This window comes from Paenibacillus sp. JNUCC32, from assembly GCF_014863545.1.
In the GTDB taxonomy this organism is placed as follows: Bacteria; Bacillota; Bacilli; order Paenibacillales; family Paenibacillaceae; genus Paenibacillus_AQ; species Paenibacillus_AQ lautus_A.
This window is the reverse complement of sequence record NZ_CP062260.1, coordinates 132,378-153,549: the sequence shown is the minus strand read 5'-3', so window position 1 is coordinate 153,549 and position 21,172 is coordinate 132,378. Positions and strand designations below refer to the sequence as shown.

The following is a 21,172-nucleotide window of genomic DNA, read 5'->3' as shown; positions in this document are numbered from 1 at the left end:
GAGAAGCGTCGAAACATCTCATAAACGTTTGTAACCTGCTGCCTCTACGCTATATACTGGTAACTAGGAAACTCTCACAGTATAGAAGAGGTGACATGAATGGACCAACTGAAAGAAGCCTATGAGCAGCTCGGTCTGCCGGAGGATGCAACCAAGGAACAGCTTGACGACCGGTATACGCTGCTCATGCGCCAAACCCGTTCGCATCAAAGGCGGGAGCCGGACCGGGCGGAAGAGATCGAAGCCGAGTTTGCCGAAATCACCAAAGCCTATAAATTCATCCTTGAAGAAGAGAACCGCAAAGCTTTGGAAGAGATGAATCAGAAACGGTACGGCAAATACAAGAGGTTTGCCGGGACAGCGGAGAAAACCGACCATTTCTTCCGTTATTATAAATTCCACGTGCTCGGCGGCATTGCCCTGGTGGGCGTTCTCATTTATATCGTGATCAGCATTTTCAACCATCAGGCAGAGAAGGATCGGCTGGCCAGCCTGCCCCCGGTTGACCTGGAAGTCATGTTCCTCGGTTCTTATATGAGCCAGGATGGCGGACAGGACCTTAAACCGATCGAAGACGCGATTTTGGCCCAATTTCCCGATTGGAAACGCGTAACCGTTAACATTAACTACGTGCCTCCCCTGGATTCCAACAATCCGCAGGATGCCGCCATGCTGCAAAAGGCACTGCTGGTGCTGTCCACCGAACGTCCTGATCTGTATATCATGGATCAAACCGCCTTTGATTGGATTGGCAATCAAGGCATGGTACGCCCGCTCGAAGCGGAAGTCGAAGGCGAGCTGAAGGAACTGCTTACGCCGGAGATGCTGGTAAAGGGTACAAATGAGGAAGACGGCGCGGAGCATGTGTATGCCGTGGATATTATGGGCAGCCCGCTTGGCGAAGAACTGCCCGTCCTGAAGAAAGAAATGTTTGCGGGGATTCGTGAAGGCACGGAACGCGATGCGAATGCACTGCGATTCATTAAGCAATACTTGGAGACGTCCAAGTAACGTCGGACCCCCTCGAATATCGATACAGCCCCTGCTGCTTGGCCTTATGGCCAAACGACAGGGGCTGTTTGCATGACATTATCGATTAACAATCGAGCTCAAGGATGTAAAAGCATGTGTAGCAAATCCTTCGGAAGGTTCGCGGTGAGGGTTATTTACGCGGAATATATAACCCTGTCCGTCAAACTCATCCACAATGTACATCTTCGTGAGGCCCTCGCCTTCGCCTATCATATACACGGATGCATCCTTCATGACGTTGTGCCTTTCACTGCCCTCAGCTTCATGGACTTTGCCAACCTCCGCAAGCTCCTTCTCCGCCTCAAGCTTGAGTATGTCCGCGTCGTAATCCGAAGGCAGCTTCGTAATCTCGACGTAATAATCCTGGTCCACATTCATGGTCAGCCTGTTGGTTTTTGCATCAAAGGAAAAAATATCGAATATATACAGCGCGTAGCCGTCACCCTCGGCCAGTTTGGCTGTTTTGGTTTCTTTCATGCCCTCCAGCTCCAGCTCGAAATCCTTGGTTTCCGGAAGCTGCGCGTTCTCGGAACTCGAGCCGCCGACTTCGTTGTCCACCGTCAATTTGATGAGGATCAACTGCTTCAAATCTTCCTCGCCTTCAACCGGCTGTTCCCTGTACTCATAGGAGACGGACTCTTCTCCCTGAAGTTTGGATATGATCTGATCCATCCCCTCGCCCAGCCGGAATGCGGTCGGACCATCGGCCGTCTCGATTTCGATCGAATTGTTATCGATTTGACCTACGTAAGTACCGGTTCCTTGCTTAATCTCGTACTTGGGCTCCTCGACCGGATTCGGATCCGCCGGCGGCTGAGAAGTCGGGCCTTCGCCGCTGCATGCCGTCATTGCCATGAGCAGCATAGCTGCGGCAGCTGCTGTGATTATTTTGCTCCAACGCTTTCGCTTTGCCATATAACCACCTCCATTATGATTAACGGGAATCCTGGGGTTAATGTTGCACATTTCCCGCTTTTTGGGCGATTCCTTCGCATTCGCGTTCAAAACGACAAGAGCATTTCCTTTTCTGATCAAACAAGGTATTCTAGTAGTAATACAGACTCAAATAGTTGATAAAGGGAGATGTTCATGCCTGGTAAAATTAGAATTTTTGCTGACAGCACCTGCGACTTACCACCTTCGTGGATAGACGAATATAATATCGGCATCGTTCCGCTCTACGTCGTATTCGGAGAACAATCCTTACGGGATGGAGTCGACATTACACCGGAACAGTTGTATGCCAAAGTCGACCAGATCGGCAGCCTGCCCAAAACAGCGGCACCTTCTCCGTCCGACTTCATTGCGGCCTTCTCGCCTTCGATTGAACAGGGGGAGGATATCCTGTTCCTCAGCATTTCGTCAGAGCTTTCTTCCACCTACCAAAATGCGTTGATAGCTGCAGGCGAGCTGCCCGAAGGGCGGGTTACCGTGTTTGATTCGCGCAATCTTTCCTCCGGCATCGGACTGCTTGTTATGAAGGCTGTTCACGCGGCCAATGAAGGCTCGTCCATACCGCAAATTGTGGAGCTATTAAGCCGTACCGTAAACGAAGTGGAGTGCGAATTCGTTGTCGATACGCTGGATTATTTGTATAAAGGCGGACGCTGCTCCGGCATGCAAAACATCATCGGCAGCCTGCTCAAAATCCGTCCGGTGATCAAAGTCGTGGACGGCGGCATGATCCCGGCTTACAAGGTACGCGGCAAAAAAGAAAAGGCGCTGGATCAAATGATCCAGAATGCACTGGCTCAATTGGATAAGATGGACAATGATCTGATCGTTGTTGTACATACCATGGCCGAGGAGGAAGCCCGTTTCCTGCAGAAGGAACTGCAGGAAAAGACAGGCGCACGACAGGTCAGCATTTCTACGGCCGGCTGCGTCATTTGCAGCCACTGCGGTCCTCAAACCGTCGGACTGATGTATACCAAGAAGCCATCATAATTTGTTTATATCCGAAGACAGTTCTGCTTTGTTGTTCTCTGCTGCAGGACTGTCTTTTCTGTCCTTCGTCTAAGCAGAACGTTTAGGAACTTATTAAACGAGCCGCCAATAGGTTAAACTTGTCCATCCTAGACTAAAGTCCAGGTGAAACATTCCCCGAAGGACCGAGGACACCCCCATCCTTTGCATGGTATTCTTGGAATAATCAATCTATATAAGGAAAGGAACGAAGTTTGTATGACGAAACGTACAATCTTAGCACCTCTGCTCATCCTGCTTGGCGCATACTTGCTCTTGAACCAAGGCGGTACCGTAGGCGCCGGTTCTATCTTTGCCACGTTCTGGCCTACCCTGTTCGTGATCCCGTTAGGCCTGTTTTTTCATTGGATGTACTTCTCGCTGGTCGGACGTCAGGGAATCGGGCTGTTGATACCGGGCGGCATTCTGCTCACAGCCGGTATTGTCAGCCAAATCGCTTCCTTGTTCGACTCTTGGGGGTCGATGTGGCCCGGCTTTATTCTTGCCGTTGCGGCCGGATTGTTCGAGTTCTACTGGTTCGGTTCGCGTAACAAGTGGCTGCTCATCCCGATTAACATTCTGACCGTCCTGTCGCTGCTGTTCTTCGTGGTATTCTCGATCGGACCCGTACTCAATTACCTCTCGGTCGTTCAGCCTGTCATCGCTGTGTTGCTTGTGCTTGGAGGAGCTTGGCTGATGCTCGGGCGTAAGAGGCACGGGTGAGCGCACGATTTGCCAAACCGTTAACAACGCATAAAGGCACTCCGAAGGTCGACTAACCTTGGAGTGCCTTTTATTTAGCGGATGCCGCCCATATCCATCAAGAAGATGCAGCGGCGGCTAAGGTTTCATTGCTTTGGAACAGATGATGGACGCTACGGATATAACGGACGGTTCTAGTGCCGGAGTACATCATGACCGAATGCGTTTCGGCCCGCTGACCCGGCATATATTTAACCCCGCGCAGGAAATCTCCAGCCGTCACACCGGTGGCTACGAACAGCACGCCTTCCCGTCCCACCATATCCTCCATCGTCAGCAGCTGCTCGGGATGCTTCAATCCCATGCCCTGGCATCGGACGAAATCCTCCGGCGTCTCCGGTATGAGCCGTCCCTGGATTTCTCCGCCCAGGCATTTCAAGGCGGCTGCGGCCAGAACGCCTTCCGGTGCCCCTCCGGAGCCCACGTAGAGATCGACCTCACTGTCCGTGCAGGTCTCGATCGCTCCCATGACATCGCCGTGGCTCAGCAGCTTGATCCTTACCCCGGATTCTCGCAAAGCCCTGATCATCGTGCTGTGACGCTCGCGGTCGAGAATGGACACGGTCATCTCCGACAGCGGCTTGGATAAGATCTCCGATGCTTTTCGAAGGGTAACCTCAATCGGGTCATTCAAACTCAGCTTGCCCGCAAGCTCGGGGCCGACCGCAAGTTTATGCATATAAATATCGGGCGCGTGCAGCAGGGTTCCCCGTGGAGCCGCGGCAATCACGGACAACGCATTGTTCAGCCCGTTCGCCACCGTTTCCGTTCCTTCGAGCGGATCCACCGCCACGTCCATCTTCGGACCTTTGCGATTCCCTACGCGCTCTCCGATATACAGCATCGGCGCTTCATCCATCTCGCCTTCCCCTATGACCACGACCCCATCCATCGCTGCGGAATCAAAATGCTTGCGCATCGCTACCGTTGCGGCTTCATCAGCACTGTTCTTGTCACCTCTTCCTGTCCAGCGGGCGGATTGCAGCGCTGCTTCCTCCGTCACTCTTACAAGCTCCAATGCTAATGAACTCTCCATGATTGAATCCCTCCTTTTGCTATTTTCCTAACCGATGCTGCTTATTTCAGATAATTCATAATCAGTCCAGCGGATTCCTCAATCGCCTTATCCGTGACGTCGATGACGGGACACCCGAGCTCCTCGTACAGCGACAAGGCGTAATCCAGCTCCTCCTGGATCCGCTCCAGGGCTGCATACTGCACCTGATGCGGCAGTCCCATGACCTTTAAGCGCTCGCTGCGGATTTTGAGAAGATGCTCCGGCTCGATCGTAAGCCCGATGATCGTACCGTTCGTGACCTCTCTGAGCTGGGAAGGCGGCGACATCTCCGGCACGATCGGGAAATTGACCGTTTTGTAGCCTTTATGTGCGAGAAACATCGACAGCGGCGTCTTCGAGATCCTGGATACGCCCAGCAGGATGATGTCCGCCTTCAAAATGGCGCTGACATCCTTGCCATCGTCATACTGGACGGCGAATTCCATCGCGTCCACCCGCCGGAAATAGCTGTCGTCCAAGCGGTGCAGCAGGCCCGGCAGCCGCTTGGGATAGTCGTTGAACGTGTCGGCAAAGGCCTGCATCATCGGCCCCATGATATCCACGGTGCGAATGTTGAGCCGGACGGCTTCTTCCCGGATGACCTCGCGAAGCTCCGGCTGAACGAGCGTATAAGCCACAAATCCTCCGCGCCTTGCAACCTCCTCCATCAATTCGGTCAATTCTTCCTCGTCGCGAACGTTCATATAACGTTTAACCTCTGTATTCGGAAGCTCGAATTGGCGCAGGGTAGCTTGAACAACCGCTTCAGCCGTCTCCCCGATGGAGTCCGAACAGATTGCTATGAAATGAGTTAATGCCTGATTCATCCGATTCCTCCCATTATTCCTCGGCTACCATGTCGAGCAGCATTTTGATAATATTCGTTTTTGTGATCCGACCGACAACCTTCCAGTGCTCCCCCGGATTTCCCGTGGTGGATGGAACGACCACTGGCAGACTATCGATTTGATGATTAATAATTTTTCGTGCGGCATCCAGCACCGTGTCTTCCGGCTGCACCGTTGTTACGTTGGCCCGGCGGGTCATGATCAGGCTTACCGGCATGGAGGAGGCCGTCGGGTTGCCAAGCGTTACCTTGAGCAGATCCTTACGGGACACGATACCGGCCAGATGGCCGTCGGCATCGGTAACGATCAGATTTCCCACGTTCTCCAAAAACAAGGATACAACGGCTTCGTGAATCGTCGTCGTCTCACGCACAATCACCGGAACGCCGTGCAGATCGCCAACCTTCATTTTGAGAAGGCGAAACTTTTCCTCCCGGTCGCGCGTTCCCCGCTTTCCCAGAAAGTACCCGACCTTGGGCTTGGCATCAATATAATCCAGAACCACAAGCTTGGATAAATCGGTGCGAAGGGTGGCTCGGCTGACATTCAGCATCTCCGCAATCTGATCTCCTGTAATGGGTGCATGTTTTTTTACGATATCGACGATATCCTGCTGCCTTGTCGTCAGTTCGATAGTGATCCCTCCTGCGTGCATTTCCTCTACTTGCCGATATAATACGTCATATATAATATATATGCAACATATTTTCGTCTAAAAATGCATAATAAAGTATCAATAATTTTTGTTATACCCATCAAAAAAGGTTATAAATCCAAAAAAAAGCATGCTTTCAGGAAATCCCTCCCTTAAGCATGCTCGTTATTCATTCCGCTAATCGCCACGATCATTCAGTTCTGAAAGTCCGTGCCCTTGCATTCCCCTTTTCCGCAAAATCCATAAATGATTTTCACTCCGTCGGTTGGAATCGTGTCCACCATCTCATCGCATCTGGAGCATATGATCAGGCCCCATTCCTCGTTCGCCTTGCCTTTGGCTGTCTCCGGACTTGTTAACGCTTTCATAACATTTCCTCCTCATGTTTATTCACTTTGCTGCAAGGCAGTTCCCGCTTGGATATCAAGGGGTTACAAACGATTCTCCACTTCATGCCAAAGACCGCTAACCAACCTCCTACGCTTCACCCATCCTTTATTTTCCACTATATTCTTAATGTATTGGGCAAGAAATAAAGATATGAGTAAATCATGTTTAATGTAACAAAAAACATGTTAAGTAATTTTTGTGTAATCTTATCTCATCTAAAAGAGAGGGATATCCTTAATTTGGCATGATATGATAATATATACTTCGGATTCCACTAAAAATCGACATTATAGACGGAGGGTTTGGATTGAATAACACATGGCAGCTCATTAAGAAAGGAAATACCTCATCCGCCATTGCCGCACTGGGCAATACGGGATTGGCCATCATCAAGGGGATTGCCGCTTCCATCAGCGGCAGCGGGACGATGTTTGCCTCCGCCATGCATTCGGTGGCCGATGCCGTGAATCAGGGATTCGTATTCGTAGGCAGCGTCCTGGCCGAGCGGAAGCCGACCAAGAAGTTCCCCACCGGCTTCGGCAGGGTCATTAACCTGGTCTGCATGGTCGCGGTGATCGTGGTCACCATCATGGCCTATGAAACGATACTGAAGGGCTTCAAGCTGTTAAAACATCCGGAAGAAGCCACGAATTTCTGGCTCAATTTCATTGTGCTGGCCATTGCTGTTATCATTGACGGTTCCATCCTGGTTAAAGCCATGAAAGAAATTATGAAGGAAACCCGCGCTCAAGCATCGGGATTCTCCTTGCTGCCAGCCGCTTTCAAAAATGCCGGCCGCGCTGCCCCGCCGACACGGCTGGTGTTCTATGAAGATATTGTTGCAACGCTTGGGGCCCTCTTCGCGCTGATTGCCATCGTGTTCGCGCATTTCTTCCATTTCCTCATCCTGGACGGAATCGCCACGATCCTGATCGGCTGTCTGATGGTGGGCGTAGCCTTTAAGGTCGGATATGACAACATGGTCGGTTTAATCGGGGTGGCCGCTCCGAAGGACGTGGAAGAGAAAATCTCCGGAATCATTCTTGCCGATCCGGATGTTCGTGACATCAATCGTCTGCGTATTCTGCAGGAAGGCCGTAATTATCATGTGGAAGCCTACATCGAGCTGAAAAAGGGGATGACCCTGGCCGAGGCCGGGCAATCCAAAATGAGAATCAACGCCCTGTTGACCCAGGATCCGAACATCTCGGACGTGACCTTGGGGATACTGGAGGACGACGGAATCAAACTCTGGAATCCAAGAGAGGATCTGGATCATCCGGGTCAATAAGGAAGAGGCATGCTTCAGGGTCCCTTTGGACCTCGGGCATGCCTCTTTTTTATGCGACGCTTAATGATTGCGCTTCAGGAATTCGACTATCCGTGCATAAGCGATCTTTTCATTGGCCTTCTTCGTAATCCCATGCCCCTCGTCTTCGAACACAAGATACTCCACGTCACGGCCCTTGGCTCTCAAGGCCTCGACGATTTGGTCTGACTCCTCTTTAACGACGCGCGGATCGTTGGCTCCCTGGATGATGAGCATCGGGTTCACCATATCATCCAGATACGTAATCGGCGAATCCTTGATGAAGCGTTCTTTATCCCGCTCGGGATCGCCTATCCATCGCTCCATAATCGGTTTCCAGTGTTCCGGCACCGAATCGTAGAAGGTAAACAGGTTGCTGACGCCGACGATGTCGATGGCCGCCTTGAAATACTCCGGATTCCGGCCCGCCAGCAGCAGGGTCATATAACCGCCGTAGCTTCCGCCCATCACGAAGAGCTTCTCGCGGCTCGAAATCCCTTGCTCGAACAGCCAATCCATGCCTGCCAAGCAGTCCTTGCGCGGTCCCTCGCCCCAATCCTGCTCCACCAATTTCACGAAGGAGCTGCCGTAACCGGTGCTTCCCCGGAAGTTCGGGCAGAAGATGTGATACCCTTTGGCCAGGATATACTGGAACATGGAGCGGAACTGCTTGCGCTCCGAGGCTTGCGGGCCGCCATGTGGCCAAAACACCGTATAACCGTTGGCCACGTTGTCTTTGGCGCGGAACAGGAGGGCCTCGATCTCCATCCCGTCAAAAGATGGATACGTCACGACATCCGGCGTCACCAAGTCCTCATCGGTCAACCCTGTCAGCACGTTCTTTGTGATCGTGCTCCATGAGCCGCCTGCATAACGGTAAATGTTAAGCGGCTTCACCGCACCCCGGGCGAGCAGGTACAGATTGCCGGACTTCGTGACGTTCAGCTGCTCCACGATGTCTGATGGAAGAGGAATGGGGGTTAACTCACCGCTGTCGAGCGAATAGGCATACAGTCGGTCCTCTACCCCTTTTTCCGTAACGATGTACAGGGTTCGTGAATCCTTATGGAAGCGCAAGAGCTGGATGCTCTCCCGGTCGATGCGGCACAGGGGTTCAAACTTCCGCTGCGGGATGTCGTAACGGGCCACGTAAGAAAATTCGGATTCATAGTCTGTTGCAAAAATGACCTGGTCATTGCTGACAAACAGCACATCCCCCGAAATATGCACCTGTTCAGGCGTAGGCGTCAAGCACAGCGGCTCTTCGCCCTCTCGCTTCACGTAACTAACATAGTAGGTGTTGGCATACATTTTCGTATACGCGATGGTTTTCTCGTCGGGGCTCACGGCACACATTTCGGTCGATGTCGCCTCGCCCTCATGCAGCAAATGATCCTCCTTGGTGTCCAGATGATAAACGCGCGAATTTAGGAAGGACGGATTCCCCTTCGACGTGACATAATACAGTCGCTTGCCGTCCTCTGACAGATGCACGAAATAATGTTTGTCCTCCGCATCCGCCCCTTCGAACAAAGGCATCGGCTCGCCGCCGTTCCAGCGCAGCGCATGAAACTGATAATTCTCATTCCCGTCGCGGTCAAACGCCGTCAAGATATGCCGCCCTTCCGGGTCCAGCTTAATGAAGCTTGCGATCTGGTCATTGTATGTAAGCGGATAAGGGTAGGACGTCTCCCCTTCTAACTCCATGGCCCATAAATTGAACTTTCCGTTTAGACTGCTGCTGAATACAAGCCGTGACTCGTCTGCACTGATTCCGAAGGTACGAATACCATACGTTTGAAAAAATTGCTCCACATCGGGCTTAGGAAAATCGATCATTCATTTGCCTCCCTGACCTCATCTTATTATCCATAGGTTAATAAATGGGTAACTCTTCCAAACCGCTGGATTATTCCCATTATAACGCAAAGCATTCTGGGGGTCACCGTTACATAGTCGGGCAGGTTACTAAGTCTGCAGACCGAGATGATGCACAAATTTTGACAGAGGCCTGTATATATTCCCGGCGCCCCCTCTTCTGCCCGCATATCTGCTGCAGGATTCCATATAAATGATAAGAACCATGTTTTTAATGACGAAGGGGGGATTCTCGTGCACCAAGACGAGATCGCGGAACTGGAACGTTCCATTGCGGAGATTACCGAGATCGCTACAGGCTTCGGCCTTGATTTTTACCCTATGCGATATGAGATCTGCCCGGCAGACATCATATACACCTTCGGCGCCTACGGCATGCCTACCCGGTTCAGCCACTGGAGCTTCGGTAAAACCTTCAATAAAATGAAGATGCAGTACGACTTCGGCCTAAGCAAAATCTACGAGCTCGTGATCAACTCCAATCCGTGTTATGCGTTTCTCCTGGACGGCAACTCCCTGATCCAGAATAAACTCATTGTCGCCCATGTCCTTGCACACTGCGATTTTTTCAAAAACAACGCCCGCTTCTCCGTCTCCAACCGCAATATGGTCGAGAGCATGTCCGCCACGGCGGAGCGCATCTCCCGCTATGAGATCGAACACGGCACGGAGGCGGTTGAGCAGTTCATCGACGCCGTGCTGGCGATTCAGGAGCATGTGGATCCCCATATCGTGAGGCCCGATAAACTCGATAAACAGCGCTACACGGCACGGCGGATGCAGGAGCAGAAGGAGGAAGCCAAGCGGCAGAAGCCTCCCGGCCGGTATGACGATTTATGGGAAATGGACGAAGACGGCGACAAACAAACCGATAAATCGCCGGCGGCGCCCAAGCGCTTCCCGCCCGAGCCGGAAAAAGACATCATGTGGTTCATTCAGGAGCACTCCGACATTCTGGAGGATTGGCAGCGGGACATTATGAGCATGCTGCGCGAGGAGATGCTGTACTTCTGGCCGCAGATGGAAACCAAAATCATGAACGAGGGCTGGGCTTCGTATTGGCATCAGCGCATCCTGCGGGAAATGGACCTGACCAGCGAGGAAACGGTGGAGTTCGCCAAGCTCAACGCCTCAGTCGTGCAGCCGTCGCGCCACAGCCTGAATCCCTACTACCTCGGACTGAAAATCTTCGAGGATATCGAGCGCCGCTGGGATCGGGAGAAGATGTTTGATGTACGCGAATACGATTCCGATATTTCCTTCCTGCGCAATTATTTAACAAAGGAACTCGTGGAGGACCTGGACCTCTATGTCTTCGAGAAAAAAGGCCCGGAGTGGAAAATCACCGACAAGGCATGGGAGAACATCCGCGATCAGCTGGTCGTCTCCCGCGTAAACGGCGGCTCGCCGTTTCTCGTCGTGACCGACGGCGATCATCTCCGTTCCGGCGAGCTGATGATCAAGCATCTGTACGAGGGCATTGAGCTCGACCTGAAGTATATGGAGCGCACCATCCCTTATGTTTACCGGCTCTGGGGCAAACCTGTGCATCTGCACAGCATCATCGAAGGCAAACCGATTCTGTTCTCCTATGACGGCAAGAAGCTGCATCGACGGTTTATTTAACGGCGGTTGAAGCAGCAAAATAACGTATAATCACAGCAGCACCCGCGATGAGTAGGATTGCTCCATTCGCGGGTGCTGCTGTTCGTTTACATATAGCCACATCATCCGTTCGCTTCTTGACCCCTGTTATACGCTGACCTTCTCGGATGAGGTTTCGATCTCGATATCGTGCTTCCGAATATCATATTCGTGTTGAAGCGATTCCAAATCATCGGCCAGCTTCTCCATCATTTTCACGAAGGCGGCCAATTCCTGCGAGCTTGCTGCCTGATTACGCGCGTTCATGGACGTTTTCTCCGATTCCTGCTCCACGAGCCCCAGCTTGCGAATAATGCCGCTGACCTTGTCCTGAATCTCATCCATCGCCTTCTTGGAGTTGGTGGCCAGCTTCCGCACTTCGCCGGCAACCACCTCGAAACCTCTGCCTAACTCCCCGGCATGGGCAGCCTCGATCGCCGCGTTCAGGCCAAGCAGGTGGCTCTGATCCGAAATTTCCCGTATCAAACTTCCCATCTGCTCGATATGCAAAATTTCTTCGCCCAGCTCGGAAGTCAGCGTATGCGCCTTATCCTGCGCCTCCGCCGTTTTCATGGCGTTGTCGGCCATCAGCGCCGCGCTCTGATCCAGTTCCACGATCATGGCCGTCAATTCTTGAACCGCGGTTGTAATCGCTTCCAACATTTTTTGCTGATCCGAAGCCAGGTTGCTGATTTTCTCTTTCTCTTTCATTTCGTAAGCTTCCAATACGAGCTGGGAGTCCAGGTTAAACATTTTGCTCAGGGCATGCACCACTTGAATCCATTGATCCGGTACGAGCTTCTTCAATAAATCGGCGGCAATATCCAAATAAACCATGTAGCTTCCAAGGTAATAGTCCGTGGTCAGGCCGATTCTGGAGTGAACTTGTCCGATCTTAATCCGTTCGGCAATATAAGCATCGTCCACTCTTCCTGAAGCAAGCGACATCCAATACACCCGCTGGGTCTCCTTAAGCCGTTCCACGGTCGAGGTGCGTCCGATAATCTGCATCAGCTGCGGCTGCGTTCCGATCTGCGCGTAAAACCGGTCCACGACCTCTTCAACCACCTTCGCAAATACCTCACGATGATTTGCGAGAAGCTCCAATCCTTGCTCGTCCAATCCGATATACTCCAACTGCTGGCGTCTTTTCGGGGAAACATCAATCATTTCGAAAAATCCACTCCTAAATAGGTGATCCATATCACAGGTTCAAGTACTTAGGGTCCATTATAGCCTATATTTACCACCTCGGCATAATCCCAAAGTCCTAATTGTGTGTAGATTTGCACATACAATCGGGCAATCCCCTCCAAACGAGGAGAAGCCACCCGATTCCACGGGCGGCTTCTCCAGACATTCCGCTTATCCTATTTTCGTATTCGGTCTTACCGGTTTAACAGGCTGCCCACGTAACGCAGCAGCTCATTGGCGCATACCGGGCAGTACCCGTGCTCCTCGATCAGCCTGGAGCTTACCTCGTTGATCCGTTTCAGCTGCACGGCATCCGGCGTTTTGGTCGAGGTCGTAATTTTGACGATGTCCTTGAGGTCCGTGAACAGCTTCTTCTCAATCGCTTCCCGAAGGCGCTCATGATTATGGTACTCGAACTTTTTGCCCTTGCGGGAATAAGCCGAGATACGAATCATGATTTCCTCCCGGAACGCCTTCTTTGCGTTCTCCGAGACGCCGATCTGCTCCTCGATCGAGCGCATTAATCTTTCGTCCGGATCCATCTCCTCGTCGGTCAACGGATCACGGATTTTCGTCCAGTTGCAGAACGCTTCGATGTTATCCAAATAATTCTCGAACAGCGTCTTGGCGGACTCCTCGAAGGAATACACAAAAGCCTTCTGGACTTCCTTCTTGGCCAGATCGTCATACTCCTTGCGAGCGGCGGCAATGAAATTCAGATAGCGTTCCCGCTCCTCCTTCGCAATGGACGCATGCTGATCCAGCCCATCCTTGATCGCCCGCAGCATATCCAGCGCGTTAATGCACTGAAGATCCTGCTTAATCAAAGCACTGGATATCCGGTTGATGACATAACGCGGATCGATGCCGGACATGCCTTCCTCCAGATATTCGTTCTGCATCTCCTTCAGGTCCGCTTCCTTATACCCTTCAACCTCCACCCCGTCGTACATGCGCATCTTCTTGATCAGATCCATGCCCTGCTTCTTCGTTTCCTTCAGGCGCGTCAAGACGGAGAATATCGCGGCAGATCGAAGCGCGTGCGGCGCGATGTGGATATGCTTCATGTCGCTTTGGCCTATCAGCTTCGAGTAAATCTTCTCCTCGTCGCTGACTCGCAGATTATACGGGATCGGCATGACGATCATCCGGGATTGCAGAGCCTCGTTTTTCTTATTGGCAATGAACGCCTTATACTCGGATTCGTTGGTATGGGCCACGATCAGCTCATCCGCGCTTATCAGCGCGAACCGGCCCGCTTTAAAGTTCCCTTCTTGGGTGAGGGAGAGCAAGTTCCATAGAAATTTTTCGTCGCATTTCAGCATCTCCTGGAATTCCATCAAACCGCGGTTCGCTTTGTTTAACTCGCCGTCGAACCGGTAGGCGCGCGGATCCGATTCGGAGCCGTATTCCGTGATGGTGGAGAAATCGATGCTGCCGGTCAAATCGGCAATATCCTGCGACTTGGGATCCGACGGACTGAACGTGCCGATGCCGACCCGGTTCTCCTCGGAGATTAATATCCGCTCGACTTCAACCTTTTCGATATCGCCGCCGTACTCGGTTTTAAGACGAAGCTGGCAGGCCGGGCACAAATTCCCCTCGATTCGGACGCCGAGCTCCTTCTCGATCTCCGGTCTTAGCTCCATCGGAATCAAATGCAGCGGCTCTTCCTGCATCGGGCAGCCGGCGATCGCGTATACCGCTCCCCGGTCGGTACGGGAATGCTTCTCGAGGCCGCGCTTCAGCATCGTGACCAGCGTGGATTTGCCGCCGCTGACAGGTCCCATAAGCAGCAGTATGCGTTTGCGCACATCGAGCCTGCGGGCTGCAGAATGGAAGTACTCCTCCACAAGTTTCTCGACAGCCCGGTCGAGGCCGAAGATTTCCTGTTCAAAAAACTTATATTTTTTCTGGCCCCCGCTCTCTTCGAAACCGTAGGATTCGATCATGTCATATACACGGGCATGGGCCGTCATGGCTGGAGAGGGATCCTTCTTAAGTATTTCAATGTATTCCCTGAATGTGCCGCTCCACGCCAAACGGTCGCCTTCTGCCCGATACGATGCTATGCGTTCGAAAATATCCATATCGCTACCTCCTATGAGTCTGTTTATGGGGATTGGCTTCCATTCCACAGCGTCATTAGAAAACATTCCATTATCGAAAAAGTGTATTACATACCTATGCGGCTTGCTTGGAATAGTTGACCTTATTTTCGAAGTCACGCGTATGCTTTTTTATCTAACCACCGGTTCATTCTACACTCGGGTACGCCGCGAAAGCAGTCCCCATGCTATACTGAAATTACATTGACGTAACATTAGCAACTTTCGATTAAAAGGAGAGTCATCATGGCGATAAAGCATGAAGCCGAGCTGTACGCTCCCCTGAAGGCCTTTTTTGAATTAAACGGATATGAAGTCAAAGGCGAGGTACGAAATTGCGATCTGGTCGGCATGAAAGACGGCGCCGATGAACCGCTGATCGTGGAGCTGAAAAAAACGTTCAACCTGGCCCTTCTGCTCCAGGGCATTGAGCGGCTGAAGCTGACCCCGTACGTATACCTGGCCGTCGAGAAGAGCCGGGCGAAGAAAGGAGCGGTCAACCAGCGCTGGTCCGAGCTGACGGGGCTTTGCGGACGACTGGGATTGGGGCTCATCACGGTCACCTTCTACAAAACCAAGGCGCCCTTCGTCGAAGTGCTCTGCGAGCCGGAGATGGCCGTGCAGAAGGGCCGCACCGCCATTAGGCGCAAGGAACGCCTGCTGTACGAGTTTCGGGAGCGCAGCGGCGATTACAACACGGGCGGAGTGACGAGGGCCAAGCTGGTCACGGCTTACCGCGAGAAAACGCTGCGCGTTGCTGCTGCCATGAATGCAGCGGAAGCGGAGCAGCGCAGCATGCACGAAGCGGCCCCCGATGGGCGTGAGCTCCAAGAAAAAGCTGTCCCTGCAGTGCCGCCCGGCATTTCTCCCGCGGCTGTGCGGGATCGGAGCGGCGTGGGTTCGGCGGCAGACATTCTGCAGCGCAACTACTACGGCTGGTTCCGCCGGGTGAGCCGCGGACGCTACGTGCTGACGCCGGCAGGCGTGCAGGCCTTGGCAGACTATGCCACCGTATTGAAATCATAATGACTGAATATAGACCGGATCTTGAAACCCATACAAATCCGCTCATGAAAAAAAGCTGCGGATTGAGCCTATCAGCCTGGCTCGATCCGCAGCTTTGCTATGTTCAACGCGTTCGTAAAAGGAACTCTTCCATGTCTAATTCCGGGCCGTAAATTCCATCACGGCTTCGCTGATAAGATTCATGCCGAGCAGCAGCTCATCCCGCCCGGGATGCGTAAAATTCAGCCGGATGCACTCCCTGGTTCGATCTGCCGCCGAGCACATCGAGCCCGGAAGGAATGCCGCTCCCTTCAGCAAGGCCGCCCTTAGGAGCGCATCCCCGTCCAATCCTGGGGGCAGCTGCACCCAGAGAAACATCCCGCCGGGCGGTACCGCGTACCTCGAATCCTTCCATGCGCTGCGTTTCAGCAGCTCCACCATCAGCTTGAGCCTCGTTGCGTACTCCCGGTTGAGCATGTCGATATGATCCTCCAGCTTAAAATGCTTCGATTCCAGCAGATGGTGCAGCATCCGCTGGTTGAGCATGCTGGATTGCCAGTCGGCCATCTGCTTCACGGCCGTCATCATCTCGATCAATCGCCGGCTCCCGGCGGCCCATCCCGTTCGAAGCGCGGGGGCTACGGTTTTGCTGAAAGAGCCTACATACAGAACATGTCCTCCCTGCGGCTCTTCGAGCGAGAAGATGGAAGGAATGCGGGGCTTCGCATTCTTGGCATCCGCGAAATGAAGGTCGCCGTATGAATCATCCTCCACGACAAGAAGCCCATGCGAGACGCATAGCTTCAGCACCTGCTGACGCCGTTCCAAACTCCACATGACGCCGGTCGGATTGGTAAAATTAGGCGCGGCCATAAGCAGCTTCGGCTTATGCTGCCGGATCATGGCCTCCAGATGCTCGGGCAGCATCCCGTCATGATCTCCCTCCACAGGAACGATGACGGCACCTTGAAGACGCAGCACCTGAAGCAGTCCGGGGGAGGTCGGGTTCTCCACCAGCACCGGATCCCCAGGGTCCACGTACACCCTGACCAGCAAATCGATCGCCTGCTGGGTGCCTGTCGTCAGCAAAATATGCTGGGGCTGGACGCTCAGGCCTTTCCGCCGGGAGAAGTCCTCGCTCAGCCACTCGCGGAGCGGCCCATAGCCTTCCGCCTCACCGTACTGCAGGGCCAGCGGGTCCTCGGACAGCACCGATGTCGCCGCCTCCGCCAGAGAATGCAAAGGGAATAACTCTTCGGCCGGCAGCTCTTCCGCCAAGGAAATAAAAGAATCCCGCTTCGCAAGTTCCCTGATATCGCGCAGCGGGGATGACAAAAGGGTCTGTGCACGGGAAGCAAAGGAATACTGCATGGAAGTCCCCCCTCTAACCGTTATCAAAACCTCGGTTTTGTATTCAGGAGCCTCTTATATAACCTCTAAAAGGTATTCCTGATATTTATATATTATAACCTTAATCCTGCATTAGGCATAAATTTGCCTGCCTTGGCGGGTGTACAGGGCATACTTCTCGATGGCCTGCGCACGGGTGGAAACCCCGAGCTTCACGTATATTTTGCGAAGGTAGTTGTCGATCGAGCGGCGGCTTACCTGAATTTCCATGGCGATTTTGTCGTACGTAATGCCCTGGACGATCCGTTCCATTATAAAAGCCTCCGTCTCGGAGAGCTGGAGCCCGCCTTCGTTCATCGCAGAGGCCGTCAGCGGCCAGATGCCTTGCCTTACCCAGTCGAGCGGCAGCGAGGCAACGCCCTCCCGTAGTCCGGTAATCATATGTATGAGCTGGAAAGTGGATGCCTGCTTGGACAACAGGCCGCTCGCGCCGCGACTGATCAAAGACTGGAGCAAGGGAAGCCCGTCATTATCGGTCATAATGACGACATGGGTCTTCGGTGACAGCAGCTTCATCTGCTCCAACACCGCTTCGGACGTATGATCCGACAAATGATAATCCAATAGTACCAAGTCAGGAAGCAAATCCTCGACCATTCGAAGCCCTTCCGAACCCGAGGATGTCATTCCCTCTACGAGCAGATCCTGCTGCTCTTCCAAAATCAATTTCGTTCCCAGCATGCTTGTAGGTTGACTTCCGACGATAACTACCCGCCAAACCTGATTCATTTTCTAATAGACCTCCTGTATCAACAAACTTGGCTCTCTAGCATCTCTATTAAGTAAGCGCCGTCAATTCCTTGCGTTACCGTCATGCGAATTCCCGTTGTTTGCAGATATGGACAGACGCAAATTCCAGCCGTTATTCGCATAGAAAAAAGGTTAATTAATCCTATAGGCGCAGGGATTATGACGGCATGCATGGCGAATGTCTTATATGTATCCTAATTGATAATCAAATCTATACAGATTGTATCCCACTCTAACTTTCTAAGCAATCTCTTTTTCATAAAAACAAGTGCTATTGGTTCGTCTTTGCGAAAGTAATCCTGACATGATAGAATGATACCTGGAAAAAATGATAGATTTTGAGGGGTGATGAAATGCCAATGTTGGAGCCGGAAAACAATACCCCCTATAAATCCCGTGAGGAAGTGCATCAAAAGGGGCCATCCGCCAAATGGTTCTGGGTATTTTGGATTGTGCTGATCGGGCTGGGTACCACCGCAGCCTACCTATATAGCAATCATTTGAAAGAGCAAGTCGTGGTGCAGCTGCAGCAGGATACGCGCCAGGAGATGGCGGCATTCAAAGCGGAGTACGATCAAAGGTTTAACGAGCTGGTTCAGGAAATGGACGAGATGCAGAGCAAGGTTCAGTCGTTTAATGAGCTTCTGACCTTTACCAAGGATCAGGCTAGCGGCAAGACGGACAACAGCAACAAGCTGTACAGCCAATTAAGCCAAGTCGAGAAACAGCTGAAAGAGCTGGAACGCAAGATGGAGCTGCTGAAGTGAGAAAACTGAAGTATATCCGTCCTAAACAGTTAAACCGCACGTTTATGCTTGCCATTGCACCATTTATCGGGATGCTGCTGTGCATTTGGTTAATTACCGAGCCGCCGCGCCTGTCGCACGAAACCGCGGAGTACATACCGTCGGGCAGCATATCGGAACAATCCGCCATGATCAAGCAGGATCTGGATCAAGCTGCAGTCTCTGCAGAACAGACGATATCCTCCATTGAAAAAACGGCCAAGCTCTATCGGCAGACGACCGCTACGGTAGGAACCATTCTGCAAACAGCGGAATCACAGGCCGCGCGGCCGGAGCAAATCTATAATCGCCGGATTACAGCCAAACTGGGTGTCCCGATCGAGACGGTCAACAGCGACCGGATTCGAATCGAATTGTACAAGATCAATCCGGGCACCTATCATGGCTATGCGATGAAGGTCAAACTGAAGGATCCTTCCGCAATGAAGATGTCGCTCGGCAGCGAAAGCGGCAGACCCGGATCCGTCGAAACCACGATGCGCGCCGTAAGCCGGCATGGCGCCGTTGCGGGGATTAATGCCGGCGGATACGCTGACGGGAACGGGGGCAGACATCCGCTGAGCACGACCTTTTACGACGGCAAATACGTCTCGGGATTTCAACCGAGCTTTAAGGATCTGGCCTTTGTCGGCCTAAGCAAATCCGGCAAGCTGATCGGCGGCAAGTTCTACAGCCAGAGCGACCTTGACCGGCTCGATCCGATGTTCGGGGCCACCTTTGTGCCGGTGCTGCTCCAAAACGGCAGAAAAACGACGATCCCGGACAAATGGAAAACGACTCCCGGCCGGGCACCACGCACGGTCATCGGCAATTACAAGGACGATCAGCTGCTCATCCTCGTTACCGAAGGATATGATGAGAAGGGGAAATCGGGAGCCACGCTGCAAGAGCTGCAAACCAAACTGAAAAAAATGGGCGTGATCGACGCCTATAACCTGGATGGCGGCGGTTCCGCATCCCTTGTTCTGAACGGACGCGTCGTGAACAAGCCGTCGGACGGCAGTCTGCGGCCGGTACCCACGCACTTCTTGTTTTTCAAATGATAGAGTCGGCACTCATATTCTCGTTTATTTTTTGGCCTAAGGTGTTATAATAAAGTTAGCTTAGCAGGAGGTGGCATGAATGTCGTTCTCATTAACATTTTGGATCGTCATGCTCGTATTCGCCCTTTATATGGTTGGCATTTGGACCGCGGCATACAACGATGACAAAACCAAAGGCCTGTAAGGCGACTCCCTCGTATATCGGGGGAGTTTTATTTTTTTTCGGACAAAAAAGGCACCGCTCATCAGCGATGCTCAAAAGGAATTTCATCGTTCACATATAAGGACATTAGGCATGTTTAGGAAGCTGCTGCATTTCAGACATGCATTGCGAACAGATATAGCGCTCCTTAAACTCGCTTACGCCGTCCATGGAGCCACAGAAGACGCATTTCGGGCGATAGCGCTCCAATATAATATGGTCCCCCTGTACAAGGATTTCTACGGGATCCCCCTCGTTCATTTGATATCTCTTGCGCAGAGACTTAGGCAGAACGATTCTTCCCAGCTGATCAACTTTACGGACAACACCAGCAGGTTTCATAACGATTGTACACCTCTTTCATTTTCAACAAGTGATTTCTGACACCACAGTTCCAGAACTGATAACAAGGGCCTAGTATAATAGTTCGATAAAAAGTTGTCGAATCCTGCTGGATGTTAAGAATTTCTTAGTTTTTTTCAACATCAACTAGGTATACTGGATGATTTTCCCCAAAAATGCGCGATTTTTCAGCTGTTCTTATTCCATACCCGGGAAATCCAGCTGGCGTAGTGCCTCATATACCATAATCGCCGCGGAGTTGGACAGATTCAACGATCGGACCTTATCCGTCATCGGCATGCGGATGCAATGCTCGGCATTTGCGGCCAGCAGTTCCGGAGGCAATCCCTTGGTTTCTTTGCCGAACACCAAAAAATCCCCATCCTGATATTCGATGTCCATGTAACGCTTGGTAGCCTTCGTCGTAGCGTAGAAATAACGCCCTTCCGGATAGAGCGCCTGCAATTCCTCAAAGGAATCGTGATATTCAATATGTACGGCGTACCAGTAATCCAGTCCGGCCCGTTTCAATGTCTTGTCGTCTGTATTAAAGCCGAGCGGACGGACCAGGTGCAGATGCGTGCCCGTGGCGGCACAGGTTCTGGCGATATTGCCCGTATTGGCTGGAATTTCCGGTTCGACTAGTACGATGTGTAATGCCATGTTGATAAGTCACCTTTTCTTCTGTTTATTTTTATTCTTATTATAACCGATTCCCTTCCGAATTCCCGGGATATCCAGAAATAACCTTCCGCCAGCTTGGCGGAAGGTT

At 52.1% G+C, this 21,172-nt stretch carries 20 protein-coding genes; 8 read left to right on the top strand and 12 right to left on the bottom strand.

Features of this window, described 5'->3' with window-relative positions:
* Positions 1-99 precede the first annotated feature (99 nt).
* Positions 100-1,011, top strand: a complete 912-nt coding sequence (locus tag JNUCC32_RS00700; RefSeq protein ID WP_192570776.1) for a J domain-containing protein — start codon at positions 100-102, stop codon at positions 1,009-1,011.
* A gap of 78 nt (positions 1,012-1,089) precedes the next feature.
* On the opposite strand, the gene JNUCC32_RS00695 is transcribed toward JNUCC32_RS00700, so the two are convergent.
* Positions 1,090-1,947 (bottom strand): hypothetical protein, encoded by an 858-nt coding sequence (locus JNUCC32_RS00695; RefSeq protein WP_192570775.1) that lies wholly within the window; start codon positions 1,945-1,947, stop codon positions 1,090-1,092.
* 174 nt (positions 1,948-2,121) lie between these two features.
* On the opposite strand from JNUCC32_RS00695, the gene JNUCC32_RS00690 reads away from it, so the two are divergent.
* Both JNUCC32_RS00690 and JNUCC32_RS00685 read left to right on the top strand, forming a co-directional pair.
* Positions 2,122-2,979: a DegV family protein gene (locus JNUCC32_RS00690; RefSeq protein WP_192570774.1), complete on the top strand. Its 858-nt coding sequence runs from the start codon at positions 2,122-2,124 to the stop codon at positions 2,977-2,979.
* Between the two features lie 237 nt (positions 2,980-3,216).
* Positions 3,217-3,720, top strand: coding sequence for a hypothetical protein (locus tag JNUCC32_RS00685; RefSeq protein WP_009595848.1), 504 nt, complete (start codon positions 3,217-3,219; stop codon positions 3,718-3,720).
* A 97-nt stretch (positions 3,721-3,817) separates the two neighbouring features.
* Here the strand turns inward: JNUCC32_RS00685 and glpX are convergent, their stop codons facing one another.
* From glpX to JNUCC32_RS00665, 4 genes are all read right to left on the bottom strand, one after another.
* Complete coding sequence (glpX, locus tag JNUCC32_RS00680) at positions 3,818-4,795, bottom strand: class II fructose-bisphosphatase (RefSeq protein ID WP_009595806.1); 978 nt, start codon at positions 4,793-4,795, stop codon at positions 3,818-3,820.
* Positions 4,796-4,836: 41 nt separating this feature from the next.
* Positions 4,837-5,643 (bottom strand): pyruvate, water dikinase regulatory protein, encoded by an 807-nt coding sequence (locus tag JNUCC32_RS00675; RefSeq protein ID WP_192570773.1) that lies wholly within the window; start codon positions 5,641-5,643, stop codon positions 4,837-4,839.
* 13 nt (positions 5,644-5,656) lie between these two features.
* Positions 5,657-6,319 carry a helix-turn-helix transcriptional regulator gene (locus JNUCC32_RS00670; protein WP_009595798.1) on the bottom strand — a complete coding sequence of 221 codons (663 nt, stop codon included), beginning with the start codon at positions 6,317-6,319 and terminating at the stop codon, positions 5,657-5,659.
* Between the two features lie 194 nt (positions 6,320-6,513).
* The gene (locus JNUCC32_RS00665) at positions 6,514-6,687 is read right to left on the bottom strand and encodes a GapA-binding peptide SR1P (RefSeq protein WP_192570772.1); all 174 of its coding nucleotides are present in this window, start codon (positions 6,685-6,687) and stop codon (positions 6,514-6,516) included.
* A gap of 329 nt (positions 6,688-7,016) precedes the next feature.
* On the opposite strand from JNUCC32_RS00665, the gene JNUCC32_RS00660 reads away from it, so the two are divergent.
* Complete coding sequence (locus JNUCC32_RS00660) at positions 7,017-8,000, top strand: cation diffusion facilitator family transporter (RefSeq protein ID WP_192570771.1); 984 nt, start codon at positions 7,017-7,019, stop codon at positions 7,998-8,000.
* A gap of 60 nt (positions 8,001-8,060) precedes the next feature.
* On the opposite strand, the gene JNUCC32_RS00655 is transcribed toward JNUCC32_RS00660, so the two are convergent.
* Positions 8,061-9,857 carry a S9 family peptidase gene (locus tag JNUCC32_RS00655; RefSeq protein WP_192570770.1) on the bottom strand — a complete coding sequence of 599 codons (1,797 nt, stop codon included), beginning with the start codon at positions 9,855-9,857 and terminating at the stop codon, positions 8,061-8,063.
* A 273-nt stretch (positions 9,858-10,130) separates the two neighbouring features.
* Between JNUCC32_RS00655 and JNUCC32_RS00650 the strand changes: the two genes are divergently transcribed.
* On the top strand, positions 10,131-11,522 hold the full coding sequence (locus JNUCC32_RS00650; protein ID WP_096776397.1) for a SpoVR family protein: 1,392 nt from the start codon (positions 10,131-10,133) through the stop codon (positions 11,520-11,522).
* A 126-nt stretch (positions 11,523-11,648) separates the two neighbouring features.
* On the opposite strand, the gene JNUCC32_RS00645 is transcribed toward JNUCC32_RS00650, so the two are convergent.
* Positions 11,649-12,710 (bottom strand): globin-coupled sensor protein, encoded by a 1,062-nt coding sequence (locus JNUCC32_RS00645; RefSeq protein ID WP_192570769.1) that lies wholly within the window; start codon positions 12,708-12,710, stop codon positions 11,649-11,651.
* A gap of 218 nt (positions 12,711-12,928) precedes the next feature.
* Positions 12,929-14,824, bottom strand: a complete 1,896-nt coding sequence (locus JNUCC32_RS00640; RefSeq protein WP_096776399.1) for a PrkA family serine protein kinase — start codon at positions 14,822-14,824, stop codon at positions 12,929-12,931.
* A 264-nt stretch (positions 14,825-15,088) separates the two neighbouring features.
* Between JNUCC32_RS00640 and JNUCC32_RS00635 the strand changes: the two genes are divergently transcribed.
* Positions 15,089-15,868, top strand: coding sequence for a DUF2161 family putative PD-(D/E)XK-type phosphodiesterase (locus JNUCC32_RS00635; RefSeq protein WP_036659932.1), 780 nt, complete (start codon positions 15,089-15,091; stop codon positions 15,866-15,868).
* Positions 15,869-16,003: 135 nt separating this feature from the next.
* Here the strand turns inward: JNUCC32_RS00635 and JNUCC32_RS00630 are convergent, their stop codons facing one another.
* Both JNUCC32_RS00630 and JNUCC32_RS00625 read right to left on the bottom strand, forming a co-directional pair.
* Complete coding sequence (locus tag JNUCC32_RS00630) at positions 16,004-17,218, bottom strand: aminotransferase-like domain-containing protein (protein ID WP_096776401.1); 1,215 nt, start codon at positions 17,216-17,218, stop codon at positions 16,004-16,006.
* A 111-nt stretch (positions 17,219-17,329) separates the two neighbouring features.
* Positions 17,330-17,986: a DNA-binding response regulator gene (locus JNUCC32_RS00625; protein WP_009595829.1), complete on the bottom strand. Its 657-nt coding sequence runs from the start codon at positions 17,984-17,986 to the stop codon at positions 17,330-17,332.
* A 380-nt stretch (positions 17,987-18,366) separates the two neighbouring features.
* On the opposite strand from JNUCC32_RS00625, the gene JNUCC32_RS00620 reads away from it, so the two are divergent.
* Together JNUCC32_RS00620 and JNUCC32_RS00615 are read left to right on the top strand one after the other, a co-directional pair.
* Positions 18,367-18,774, top strand: coding sequence for a hypothetical protein (locus JNUCC32_RS00620; RefSeq protein ID WP_009595774.1), 408 nt, complete (start codon positions 18,367-18,369; stop codon positions 18,772-18,774).
* The gene (locus JNUCC32_RS00615; RefSeq protein WP_192570768.1) at positions 18,771-19,856 is read left to right on the top strand and encodes a phosphodiester glycosidase family protein; all 1,086 of its coding nucleotides are present in this window, start codon (positions 18,771-18,773) and stop codon (positions 19,854-19,856) included. The genes JNUCC32_RS00620 and JNUCC32_RS00615 overlap by 4 nt, the downstream gene beginning before the upstream one ends.
* A 289-nt stretch (positions 19,857-20,145) precedes the next feature.
* Here the strand turns inward: JNUCC32_RS00615 and JNUCC32_RS00610 are convergent, their stop codons facing one another.
* Positions 20,146-20,400, bottom strand: a complete 255-nt coding sequence (locus JNUCC32_RS00610) for an AbrB/MazE/SpoVT family DNA-binding domain-containing protein (RefSeq protein ID WP_009595823.1) — start codon at positions 20,398-20,400, stop codon at positions 20,146-20,148.
* A 198-nt stretch (positions 20,401-20,598) separates the two neighbouring features.
* A complete protein-coding gene (gene trmL, locus JNUCC32_RS00605) occupies positions 20,599-21,063 on the bottom strand; it encodes a tRNA (uridine(34)/cytosine(34)/5-carboxymethylaminomethyluridine(34)-2'-O)-methyltransferase TrmL (RefSeq protein WP_036659940.1) in 465 nt (154 codons plus the stop codon).
* Positions 21,064-21,172: the final 109 nt, after the last annotated feature.